At 43.9% G+C, this 11,902-nt stretch carries 9 protein-coding genes, 1 other RNA gene and 1 other annotated feature; all 10 genes read left to right on the forward strand.

The genetic code is table 11. From position 1 onward, the window contains the following. Positions 1 to 52 precede the first annotated feature (52 nt). The gene (locus C6P39_RS22540) at positions 53 to 1,090 is read left to right on the forward strand and encodes an SGNH/GDSL hydrolase family protein (RefSeq protein ID WP_104805273.1); all 1,038 of its coding nucleotides are present in this window, start codon (positions 53 to 55) and stop codon (positions 1,088 to 1,090) included. A gap of 61 nt (positions 1,091 to 1,151) precedes the next feature. Then, positions 1,152 to 1,415 (forward strand) — a binding site (T-box leader). Positions 1,416 to 1,553: 138 nt separating this feature from the next. Next, entirely contained in the window at positions 1,554 to 3,209 is a 1,656-nt protein-coding gene (locus tag C6P39_RS22545) for a 2-isopropylmalate synthase (protein WP_095175894.1), read from the forward strand. Between the two features lie 243 nt (positions 3,210 to 3,452). Beyond that, positions 3,453 to 4,319 (forward strand): hypothetical protein, encoded by an 867-nt coding sequence (locus C6P39_RS22550; protein ID WP_104805274.1) that lies wholly within the window; start codon positions 3,453 to 3,455, stop codon positions 4,317 to 4,319. A 51-nt stretch (positions 4,320 to 4,370) separates the two neighbouring features. Then, a complete protein-coding gene (locus C6P39_RS22555; protein ID WP_104805275.1) occupies positions 4,371 to 5,096 on the forward strand; it encodes a hypothetical protein in 726 nt (241 codons plus the stop codon). Between the two features lie 129 nt (positions 5,097 to 5,225). Then, positions 5,226 to 6,116: a hypothetical protein gene (locus C6P39_RS22560; RefSeq protein ID WP_104805276.1), complete on the forward strand. Its 891-nt coding sequence runs from the start codon at positions 5,226 to 5,228 to the stop codon at positions 6,114 to 6,116. Positions 6,117 to 6,367: 251 nt separating this feature from the next. Beyond that, entirely contained in the window at positions 6,368 to 7,198 is an 831-nt protein-coding gene (locus C6P39_RS22565; RefSeq protein ID WP_065541971.1) for a cell wall hydrolase, read from the forward strand. A 20-nt stretch (positions 7,199 to 7,218) separates the two neighbouring features. Beyond that, complete coding sequence (gene thrC / locus C6P39_RS22570; RefSeq protein ID WP_104805277.1) at positions 7,219 to 8,706, forward strand: threonine synthase; 1,488 nt, start codon at positions 7,219 to 7,221, stop codon at positions 8,704 to 8,706. Between the two features lie 122 nt (positions 8,707 to 8,828). Then, positions 8,829 to 10,520, forward strand: coding sequence for a phosphoenolpyruvate carboxykinase (ATP) (locus C6P39_RS22575; protein WP_104805278.1), 1,692 nt, complete (start codon positions 8,829 to 8,831; stop codon positions 10,518 to 10,520). A 133-nt stretch (positions 10,521 to 10,653) separates the two neighbouring features. Beyond that, positions 10,654 to 11,424, forward strand: coding sequence for an HD domain-containing protein (locus C6P39_RS22580; protein WP_104806024.1), 771 nt, complete (start codon positions 10,654 to 10,656; stop codon positions 11,422 to 11,424). Positions 11,425 to 11,479: 55 nt separating this feature from the next. After that, a non-coding RNA gene (gene ssrS / locus C6P39_RS22585) (6S RNA) lies at positions 11,480 to 11,661 on the forward strand. The last annotated feature ends 241 nt before the right edge of the window (positions 11,662 to 11,902 follow it).

An 11,902-nucleotide genomic window follows, 5' to 3' on the forward strand; every position in this document is an offset into this window, starting at 1 on the left:
GAAAAAGAAAGCATTATTCATTATTTAAAGGATACAGCAGGAGGAGAAATTATTGAAGATAGAAGATTTGGACAGCAATTTTAAACAGGTGCAGTCAGAAGCATCATTAACCTACCTGAAGATAACAGATACCGAGGCAGAGATTGAGGGAGTGCTGCCGAATACCTGGCAGCGTCTTCCCGATTATGTGCTGGAAGAAATAAACAGGCCGGAGCTCACAGCACTTGCCTATCACACCAGCGGAGCGGTCCTGCGTTTTCAGACAGATACAAATATCTTGGGTTTGTGTATGGAATTACTGGAACCGGATTTTATGATGTCTCATATGCCCCTCACCGGAAGTGCGGGGATGGATGTGTTTGTAAACGGCAGCTACGCCGCCACCTTCAGGGTAGAACCGGGAGAGCATGCCGTAAAGGGAGAAATACCCCTTTCAGACGGAAAAGCGGAAATAGACGTATATCTGCCCCTCTATAACGGTGTGCGGGATTTTACTGTTGGAATCAAAGAGAACGCCTGTATTTGGAAACCATTGAAGCATGAAATAGACGAACCGGTTATCTTTTATGGTTCTTCTATTACACAGGGCGGCTGTGCCTCCAGAACTTCCAATGCCTATCCTGCTCTTGTGACCAGATGGATGGACGCTGAGATGTACTGCCTGGGATTTTCGGGCAATGCAAAAGGGGATTTGCCCATTGCCCGGTACATATCCGGACTGCCGGCAAAGTGTCTGATCTATGATTATGACTACAATGCCCCGGATGCTGCGTTTCTAAAAGCGACGCATGGACCGTTTCTGGAATGTATTCTTTCCCGCAATCCCAAACTTCCGGTGCTGGTTATCTCAAGGCCAAATCCGGAGTTCAGGTCTGATGAGAACCGGAGCAGAGAGCGCAGGCAGATCATACAGGAGACTGTTTTAAAGTGCAGAAAGAAAGGATATATAGTAAACTTCCTGGATGGCGCAGAGCTGTTTGGGGAGGAGTCAAGGGAATGCTGTACTGTGGATGGGATTCATCCCAATGACCTGGGATTTTACAGGATAGCAAGGAAAGTCATTGAAAAAATACATGTGTTTATCTCTTGACATTTTCTGCAAGGAATGGTATCGTAACTTTAACACAACAGCAACGAGCTGTTGCAATAAGAGAAATGCATAGATAAGGATTAGTACAGATTCATATCGGATTTCAGAGAGCCGCTGGCTGGTGTGAAGCGGCAGACGCAGAATCTGGAACTGCCCTTGGAGCAGCTGCCCGAACTTTCGTAATGAAACAGTAGACGCAGACGGAACCCCGCCGTTATCAGAAGGGAAAGATATAAGGTGTACATATCTGTATCTTATTAAGCGTATGAAGTATATTCATAAAGTAGAGTGGTACCGCGCAGGACAGTAGTCTTTCGTCTCTATTACAAGCATATTGTAATAAAGATGAGGGGCTTTTTTTATACCGTTTGGGCAGTTTTAGAAATCCCTGGAGGTCCGGGCATACCGCCTGTCATAAAAGCTTAGATATAGGTATCCATAACAAAGTCAGGAGGAAAAAAGAATGAAAAATTGCAGTAAGTACAAGAGACAGTATTTCATGCCGCCGGTAACATGCATGAAGTGGGCGGAAAAGGAGTATGTGGACAAAGCTCCCGTATGGTGCAGCGTTGACCTGCGTGACGGCAACCAGGCACTTGTTATCCCCATGAATCTGGAACAGAAAGTGGAGTTTTTCAAGCTTCTGGTAGATATTGGATTTAAAGAGATAGAAGTAGGATTTCCGGCAGCTTCTGAGACAGAGTATACGTTCCTCAGAAAGCTGATCGAGGAGGATCTGATCCCGGATGATGTGACGGTTCAAGTCCTGACACAGGCCAGAGAACATATCATCAAGAAAACATTCGATGCAGTAAAAGGTGCGAAGAATGTAATTGTCCATGTATATAATTCCACCTCCGTTGCACAGCGTGAGCAGGTGTTCAAGAAATCAAAGGAAGAAATCCTGCAGATTGCAGTGGAAGGTGCGAAACTTTTAAAACAGCTTACAGAGGAAGCAGGGGAAAACTACCGGTTTGAGTACAGCCCGGAAAGTTTTACAGGAACGGAACCGGAATATGCACTTGAAGTGTGCAACGCAGTGCTGGATATCTGGCAGCCCACCGCAGACAGGAAACCTATCATTAACCTTCCTGTGACAGTGGAACATTCCATGCCTCATGTATATGCAAGCCAGGTGGAATATATCTGTGAGAACCTGAAGTACAGAGAAAACGTTATTGTTTCCCTTCATCCCCATAATGACAGAGGATGCGGCGTGGCTGATTCGGAAATGGGACTTCTGGCCGGTGCAGACCGTATAGAGGGCACACTTTTTGGAAATGGTGAGAGGACCGGTAATGTGGATATCATTACTTTAGCGCTCAATATGTATTCCCAGGGTGTTGAGCCGAACCTGGACTTCACCGATATGAGCGCAATCTGTGAGAAATACGAGGAATTCACAGGTATGAAGATCAGTGAAAGAAGCCCATACTGCGGTGCGCTGGTGTTTGCAGCCTTCTCCGGTTCCCATCAGGATGCCATTGCAAAAGGCATGCACTGGCTGGATGAAAAGAAACCGGAACACTGGACCGTTCCGTATCTCCCCATTGATCCCAAAGATGTGGGAAGGAACTATGACGCAGATGTTATCCGCATAAACAGTCAGTCCGGAAAAGGCGGTGTAGGTTATATTCTGGAAACAAAATACGGACTGAATCTTCCGGCAAAGATGCGGGAAGCTATGGGATATACAGCAAAGGCTGTCTCAGACCATACGCAGAAAGAATTACTGCCTGATCAGATATTCGAGCTGTTCAAAAAGACATTTGAGAATGTTACATCTCCGCTGGAAATCTGCAGTGTTCACTTCCAGCAGAAGGACGGGGGGATTACCTCACAGGTGACATCCAGCTTTAACGGGCGTGAAGTGACAACAGAGGCAGCAGGAAACGGACGTCTCAATGCAGTCAGCAACGCACTGAAGAAGGAATACGGCTTCCAGTATGATCTGATAACTTATCAGGAACATGCTTTGGAGCAGAGTTCCAGTTCCAAGGCCATTGCCTATGTGGGTATCCGCAAACCGGACGGCAGCCTGGCCTGGGGAGCAGGTGTGGATTCTGACATAATCAGGGCATCCATTGACGCATTGGTGACAGCTATTAATAACCGATAATGTAACTAAAGAGTATTAACATATTATAAAAGTTATAAAAGAAAATACGCGGATTGAAAAACCGGGCGCCTGTCAGTTGATATGCGCCCGGTTTTGTTTTGCCCTCCCGTCCATATCTTTTTTCATCTAACTGGAGGATATAAAATAATAATTCCATAAAGAATACAAAGGAAAAGCATAGTGGAAGGCTTCTAAGGTATGTGATATTATTATATTGTAAATACATACAAAGGAGTTATTATATTGAAAAGCGGAAAAACAGTAATAAAATCGATTCTGGCTCTTACTATCGGGAGTACGATCGCAGGCAGTTCTGTAAATCCTGTATCCCCTAGGAAACAAATGCCTGAAGAAGAGATTAAGAAGGAAAGTACGCAGAAGCCGGATATAGAATTAACAAGCCGGCCATTGACATTTAAAACAGATATGGAAGAGCTGGCAGAAAAGAGCATACCGGATTATACATTAAGAAAAATTGATAAGTCTTACGAAGGAAATGAGGAGCTTGGAGGCCGGATCCAGAAAAGTGGGACGACAACCAGTATAATATACGGTGAGATTGGAGATAAAGCAGTCAGTATTGACGAAAAACAGGCTGCTGCAAAGGCAAATGAGTGGATTAGAACAGCATTTAAAGGGTTTGATGTAAGACAACTGGATGATAAGGAGCTTCTGGTGTCGTATATGTGTAAAACAATGTTGGGGGATGAACCGGAAGAATCCGTTATAGGGTATAGGTTTGAATATATAAACGAATACGATGGTGTAAGAATACAGTATGAAGGTATCAGTGTAATGCTGGATGATTCCGGCATACAGTATGGTACGATTGAATGGAATGAATTTGAAAAAACGGATGGAGCAGAACATAACCGATTGGTTCAAAAAGTGGATTTTGAACAATCAAAAATACTACTGGCAAACGCAATAACAAAAGAAAATGAGAAATTGGGATTTGATGAAACGGAAGAAGCAAGGATGGCCAATCATGTTGAATTAGTATTTGTAGGAATTGGAGAGGAAGAATACATACCTGCCTGGTACTACGAGATGGAAGATGGGAGAACATACTATGTGAATTGTATAGATGGTCAGGTCAGCATTCCCTAACTTTTTGGGATTGTGTCATTGATCTTTTATCTTTAGGGGGGAAGGAACTTGATGAAAATAAGAAAGGGCGCAATACTGATGCTTTGTTCCTTATGTCTTACAGGATGCAGCGGTGTAAGAAAATTAAAAATAAATACAGAGGAGATCACAAAAGATACGATCGTATCCTGTAATGATCAAGTGATTTACGAATATGATGCTTCTTACCCCGATATCGCGTCACTGGTCAAAGATAGTGATGTGATCGTCTACGGCAAAGCTGAAGGCATCCGTTATTACATTGACTGGTACGGCATGTGCCATACAAAAGCAGATATTACAGTTCTGCGGTCTTTCAAAGGAAACTATAAAGAAGGAAAACAAATTAAAATAGTAAAAGACCAGGGATATGTATCCGTAAAGGATTATATGGACCCACTCTGGTCCAAGGAGGAAAAGAAAAGCTATCGCCGGATATATGAACAGTACAGCGATGAAGAGTTAGAACATATCTATCTGCAGCAGACAGAGAAAGATGATATTATGCTGGAAACAAACCAGAGAAGTGTCTATTTTCTTCAAAAATCCGCAGATTACAATACGGACAGAACCTATACCAGAATAAACGGACCGGAAGGGGAGTATATGGAAATAGAAGACGATTGTTTTGTCAGGGTGAATACACTCTGGGATCACCACAACCGTGCAGAGGTGCAGGAAAACACGGATTTAGAAGAAGATGTGGATGACATGTTTACTTTGGAGGAGATTGCATCTCAGATACATGCAGCAGAATAAACGTCCTTCTAAACGAACCGATCAGATGTTAAGCCATTATTTTTGATATATGCAACAAAAGCAGAAGCCGCAAACACTTAATAGGGAAGGGTAACGATTGCTGTATATCAGAAAATGAGGTGAAACTTTATGAAAAAGACAAAGGGAAAAAAGAGCGGCCGTATTTTTATTTTGGTATCAGCATTATGTCTGGCATTGCTGATAGGTTGTGTACCCATAACAAGTGACGGGAATAAACGATCCGGAGCGGAAAGTAATGGGGCTTCAGAAGAGGAAAAGATACCTCAGGAGGAAGAGGGAACTTCACAGCAGGAAATTGAAATTACCGGAAAGGTGATCAGGGTAGACGAAAATTCGATTCTGTTTTTGCAGGATGGGGAAGAGAGTGGGGGACTGGCTGACTTTGACACAAGTGCCCCTCTTTTTTATGATAAGCACGGAAAGAAAATAGAGCGGGAGGCTCTGCGCCCCGGAATGCGGATCCGTCTCTCAGCTGCCGCAAATGGAACTTATATGGAACGTTATCCTCTGGGAATCACAGGCGTTCAGAAAGTCTGTGTTTTGGAACAGCAGAATGACATGATCGGCCTGTATCTGGACATCCTGAAGGAAATCTACGATACAGATGCGGCCTTGAACGATGATATCAGCACAGTGGCTCTTGATCTGACAGAGGCGGAGAATCTGACGGAACAGGAGAAGGAGAGCATTCGCTTCCTTTTGTGGTCACAGCTAACAAAGGAACAGACACATTTAGCGGACAGCGCCACAAAACCCTTAAATGTGATTTTATCTACCTGGGAGGAACTGACACAAGAGGGACTGATCGATGTGGAGAACCTGTATTTTCCGGAAGGGGTTTTGATAACCATGAAAGCGGGAGAGTCGAAAAATAACAGCTTCCGGTTTGATGTGGAAAAATGGCGTTCCGGTCTTGGGGCTATTGGGTATGAATCCTGCAAAGGAACATTTAAGGACGGAGCAGGAACTTACCGCCTGGGGGACGCATGGATATCCTGAGCAGATAGAATAAAAGTAAATACAGATAGTCACTGATTTTAGTGAAATAGAGGAAAAAAGCACGAAAAAGTGTATAAAATACTCGTTAGTAAATTAGATAATATTGTGAAGATTAGCTAAAAGACGCCCCGGCTTATTGACTTCCATTGCCTAAATATTTTATAATCCATATAATTCATGACATCAGTATCGGAACAAAGAGTTATGACTGGTGTCTATTCGACTAAGAAAAACAGGCAAAGGAAAAAGGTATGGACATTATTCGTACGATTGCGGCCGGGTTTTTATTTTTGATCCGGAAGATATCTAAAAAGAGCCGGAGAACCTGTGCATTGGTTGTGACCGGGGCGGTGGTTATCGCTGCCGTGGCATTTACCTTTCACGGGCTTCATGCAGGCGGAAAAAATAATGTATATGCATCTGTGAGTGATGACAAAGATCCGCCCAAAGACAAGGACGAACCGGAGGAAGAACAGCTGTACGGTCTGGACGCAATTATTTCAGGCGTACTGATAAGTCAGGATACCCAGAGCGAAGTACACCGGCTTGGCACCTCCTGTGAAGCTGTGCTGGTAGGGCAGAGAACAGGCAAAAAGGTGCAGGAATCACATTTTGATTTCAGCGAGGAGACAGCCACCAGCGTGGCTGAACTGGAGAATCACTCCATCGGTGCTTCTGAGGGGCTGCTCAGGATGACAGATCAGGATTACGAGACGCTTCTGAAGATAGTGGAGGCGGAGGCCGGAGGAGAGGATATCAAAGGCCGTATTATGGTGGCAAATGTGATTTTTAACCGGGTGAAAAGCCCGGATTTCCCAAACAGTATCCATGATGTGGTATGGGAGAATTCGGACGGAAGTCCCCAGTTTTCTCCTACAGTTGACGGCAGGATCAATACGGTTACCGTTTCAGAGGGAACCAGAGAGGCGGTCAACCGGGCGATTGATGGGGAGGATTACTCCCAAGGTGCGCTGTTCTTTATGGAAGAGGCTTACGCGGAGCAGCACAATATTAAATGGTTTAAAGAGGATTTAAAATTTTTATTCCAATATGGGGTACATGACTTTTTCACGTATCCGTAAAGAAGAAAGGACTTAAAGAGATGGAGATTTTGTACAAAAGCACTAGAGGAACAGGGGAATGCGTAAAGGCATCCGAAGCAATTTTAAAAGGACTTTCAAAGGACGGCGGTTTATTCGTGCCTACAGAGATTCCTAAGCTGGATGTTCCCATGGACAGACTGGCAGAGATGACATACCAGGAAATTGCTTATGAAGTTATGAGCCGTTTTCTTACGGATTTCACAGAGGAAGAGTTAAAGTCATGTATTGCCAGGGCTTATGATTCCAAATTCGATACAGAAGAGATAGCACCTTTAGTAAAAGCGGGAGGTGCATACTATCTGGAACTGTTCCACGGAGCGACCATTGCGTTCAAAGATATGGCACTTTCCATTCTGCCCCATCTTCTGACCACTTCTGCCAAGAAAAATCATGTGAAAAATGAGATTGTGATCCTCACTGCCACTTCAGGCGATACAGGAAAGGCAGCCATGGCCGGTTTTGCGGATGTGCCGGGTACAAGGATCATTGTTTTTTATCCCAAGAACGGTGTCAGCCCTATTCAGGAAAAACAGATGGTGACACAGAAGGGAAATAATACATATGTGGTGGGAATCACAGGCAATTTCGATGATGCCCAGACTGCAGTGAAAAAAATGTTCAATGACAAGGCAATGGAGGAGGAGCTTGACAAGGCCGGCTTCCAGTTTTCCTCTGCCAACTCCATCAATATCGGCCGCCTGGTCCCTCAGGTCGTGTACTACGTTTACGCATACGTGAACCTTTATAAGAACGGTGAGATAAAAGATGGTGAAAAAATTAACGTAACGGTGCCCACAGGTAACTTCGGAAATATCCTGGCCGCCTATTATGCGAAAAATATGGGGCTGCCTATAGACAAATTGATCTGTGCTTCCAATGAGAATAAAGTCCTTTTTGACTTCTTCTCCACCGGAAGTTATGACAGGAACCGTGATTTCATTCTGACTTCATCTCCGTCCATGGATATACTCATATCCAGCAACTTAGAAAGGCTTATTTACCGCATTGCAGGGGAAAACGCGGACAAAAACCGTGAGATGATGGAGCAGCTTTCCAAGGGCGGGACTTACCGGATCACAGAAAAGATGCGCAGCCAGCTTGCGGATTTCTATGGCAATTTTGCCACAGAGGAGGAAACGGCAGGAGCAATAAAGGCTCTTTACGGGGAAACAGGCTATGTGATCGACACCCATACAGCTGTGGCGTCCTGTGTTTACGGTAAATACGCGGCTGAGACCGGGGATAGTACCAAGACGGTCATTGCCTCCACAGCCAGCCCCTTTAAATTCACAAGGAGTGTCATGAATGCCATTGACAGCAAATATGATTCCATGGGTGATTTTGAGCTGGTGGATGAATTGTCCAAAATTGCAAATGTGAAGGTGCCCAATGCCATTGAGGAGATTCGTACAGCCCCTGTTCTCCATGATACGGTTGTGGATGTTCCGGAGATGCCGGCAGCAGTAAAAAATGTCCTTGGGATTTAAAATATAAAAATTCTATAAAATGTAAAAAAATCGTCAAGAAAATACATTGTTAAAGTATTGACTTTTAAAAACTTACATGAGATAATAAATTGACTTTGAGATAAGATTAAGGAGGAAACCATATGTCAACAAAAGCATATTACCCAATCAACGAGATTGGAGCAGGCAAAACTGGCTTCAGCAAAACTCGTTCCATTATTGAAGCAGCGTTCTATGGCAACAATGTTGTTAAGGTTAACACATTAAAAGAGGCATATGAATTAGCGAAGAACTCACCTGGAACAGTCGTTACAGACATGCCTGTTTATAGAGGCGAAGAGTTTGGTCTTGAGAGAGACGCTAAAGTTTTATTATTCAACGATGGTGCTATCACAGGACGTTATGCAGCCGCACGCCGCATCGCCGGAGAACCAGGTGTTGACTGCGCAGCTCTTGACAAAGTGGCTATGGATGCTATTTATGAAGCCCGCTGGAAAACCATGTACCATGCAGAGGTATATGTAGGTCTGGATCCTGAATTCATGGTAAAAGCTCACCTGCTGATTCCGGAAGGCGAAGAGAACATCATGTACTCCTGGATGCTGAACTTCCAGTATATGTCTGATGACTATGTTAAAATGTATAAAAATTCTCAGCCTGTAGGCGAAGGAAAAGAAGCAGATGTTTACATCTTCTCAGATCCTCAGTGGGCACCGGCAAGCACTCCGGGTGTTGACTACAGCTGCTTAAGCGATCCGCAGACTCTGTGCTACTTTAACACAGACCAGAACTGTGCTTGTATCCTTGGTATGAGATACTTTGGTGAGCACAAAAAAGGTACTCTGACTATGGCTTGGGCAATTGCCAACAGAAATGGTTATGCAGCATGCCACGGCGGACAGAAAGAGTACACACTTGCTGACGGTTCCAAATATGTTGCATCTGTATACGGTCTGTCAGGATCAGGTAAATCCACGATCACACATGCAAAACACAATGGCAAATACGAAATCAAAGTTCTGCACGATGATGCATTCATCATCAACACAGATACTTGTGCTTCCGTAGCATTAGAGCCTACATACTTCGATAAAACACAGGATTATCCGGCAGGATGTGATGACAACAAATTCCTTCTGACATCCATGAATAACTCTGCTACATTAGACGAGGATGGAAACATCCAGCTTGTAACAGAAGATATCAGAAATGGTAACGGACGTGCGATCAAATCCAAACTGTGGGCACCGAACCGCGTTGACAAGATCGACGAGCCGGTTAATGCAATCTTCTGGATCATGAAAGACCCGACCATTCCGCCAGTAGTTAAATTAAAAGGTGCTTCCCTGGCATCTGTAATGGGTGCTACTCTGGCTACAAAACGTTCTACAGCAGAGCGTCTGGCACCAGGTGTTGACCCGAATAAGCTGGTTGTTGTTCCTTACGCTAACCCGTTCAGAACATACCCGTTAGCTGATGACTACGAGAAATTCAAAAAACTGGTTGAAGAGAAAAATGTAGACTGCTACATCATCAACACAGGCGATTTCATGGGCAAGAAAGTTCAGCCGAAAGATACTTTAGGTATTCTGGAAGCAATCGTAGAGAAAAAAGCAGAGTTCAAACCTTGGGGACCATTCACCGATATCGAAATCTTCGATTGGGAAGGATTCGTTCCGGATATGAATGACACTAACTACGTTGAGCAGCTCAAAGCACGTATGAATGACCGTGTTAATGAGATCAAAGCATTCGAGACCAAAAAAGATGGATATGACAAACTTCCTGCTGATGCTTTAGAGGCTATCCAGAAAGTTGTTGATGAACTGAAATAATTCAGGTGATCAAAATAGAAAGAACGCTTTGCGGACTTACTATTGCTATGAATGCGGCGGACCGTCAGTGATGGCGGTCCGTTTTGTTGTTTCATACCCGGGGATACGTCCGCCGGGCAGCGGAGATGAAAATATGATTGATTTGGAATATGCAAAAGAAAGTTTCCGACAGTATCTCAGTCATTATGACAGAAACGATGATAAGATCATGCTGAAGGAGGTTCATACCTTCTGCGTTTTGGATGCAGCAGATTATATCTGCAGGGAAGAAAAGGTTTCCGGTGAAGACCATGAACTGGCGCTTCTCATTGCACTGCTCCATGACATCGGAAGGTTTGAACAGCTTAAAACCTTTAACAGTTACGATGACAATCTCTTTGACCATGCTGAGTTTGGCGTAAAAGTTCTCTTTGATGAAAATAGGATCAGAAATTTCATTGAGGATGACAGGTTTGACAGCATTATCAAAACAGCAATTGCCTGTCATTCTCTCTATGAGATTCCGGAGGAGATACAAGGAAGAGAACTCCTGCACTGCAGGATCATCAGGGACGCGGATAAGCTGGATAATTTCAGGGTCAAAGATACAGAGAATGCAGAAGCTATCTTTGGAATTTCAGCGGAGGAAGTGGGCCTGGAACCAATCTCCGGGAATATCCTTCAGGCTGTGGAAGCGCACAGATGCATCCGGCGGGGAGAGAGGACCACACATATGGATATGTGGATCTCTTATCTGGCGTTTATCTTTGACCTGAACTTCCGTTCCAGTTTCCTGTATATTAAAAACCAGGATTACATGAACCGGAACATTGACCGCATACCGTACGGGAACGGGAAGACAAAAGCGGATATGGAAAAAGTGCGTTCTATCTGTAATTTTTATATTGAAGAAAAAATTTATTAAGTGTGTGCATTTTTGTTGAAAAAGTTCATATACTAGAGTATAATAAAGATACGAAGTAATCCTGGGGTGTGCGATGCTCCTACAGTTTTTGAACCTACATTTCTTTAAACGGGATTCCTATATTTCTGTTTAGATGTCAGGCCGTCATTGCGCAGCGGAAGGCAGAAGAACAGTTGCGGTTGCCCACCTGGCTTAGGCTAGGAGTCAGAAAGTAGGAAACGGCATCCTGGGATTATAAATATAACGTAACTGTTCGGTACCCTCACAGTTATAGGCAAAAATCCATGCAGAATCGCCTTTGGTGATGGGATTTATGTTTAGCCGTGGTACATTTTCTTTCGGTCAGCGCAGTGAATGCGCAGACCTACTGAATAGTTACAATATAACAGCAAATTGGCTGGGTATATTATGAATAGTGGTAACTGTTTTGTGTTTTTACAGTTACGAATAACGAACATTTGCAGCAGGAACGCCGCAT

The sequence above is a fragment of the Blautia marasmi genome, assembly GCF_900258535.1.
Classification (GTDB): Bacteria; Bacillota; Clostridia; order Lachnospirales; family Lachnospiraceae; genus Blautia; species Blautia hominis.

Excerpts from the sequence above, each read along its gene's own strand:
- C6P39_RS22545 (WP_095175894.1), top strand. The coding sequence starts at position 1,554 with ATGAAAAATTGCAGTAAGTACAAGAGACAGTATTTCATGCCGCCGGTA.
- thrC (WP_104805277.1), top strand. The coding sequence starts at position 7,219 with ATGGAGATTTTGTACAAAAGCACTAGAGGAACAGGGGAATGCGTAAAG.
- C6P39_RS22565 (WP_065541971.1), top strand. The coding sequence starts at position 6,368 with ATGGACATTATTCGTACGATTGCGGCCGGGTTTTTATTTTTGATCCGG.
- C6P39_RS22560 (WP_104805276.1), top strand. The coding sequence starts at position 5,226 with ATGAAAAAGACAAAGGGAAAAAAGAGCGGCCGTATTTTTATTTTGGTA.
- C6P39_RS22575 (WP_104805278.1), top strand. The coding sequence starts at position 8,829 with ATGTCAACAAAAGCATATTACCCAATCAACGAGATTGGAGCAGGCAAA.
- C6P39_RS22580 (WP_104806024.1), top strand. The coding sequence starts at position 10,654 with ATGATTGATTTGGAATATGCAAAAGAAAGTTTCCGACAGTATCTCAGT.
- C6P39_RS22555 (WP_104805275.1), top strand. The coding sequence starts at position 4,371 with ATGAAAATAAGAAAGGGCGCAATACTGATGCTTTGTTCCTTATGTCTT.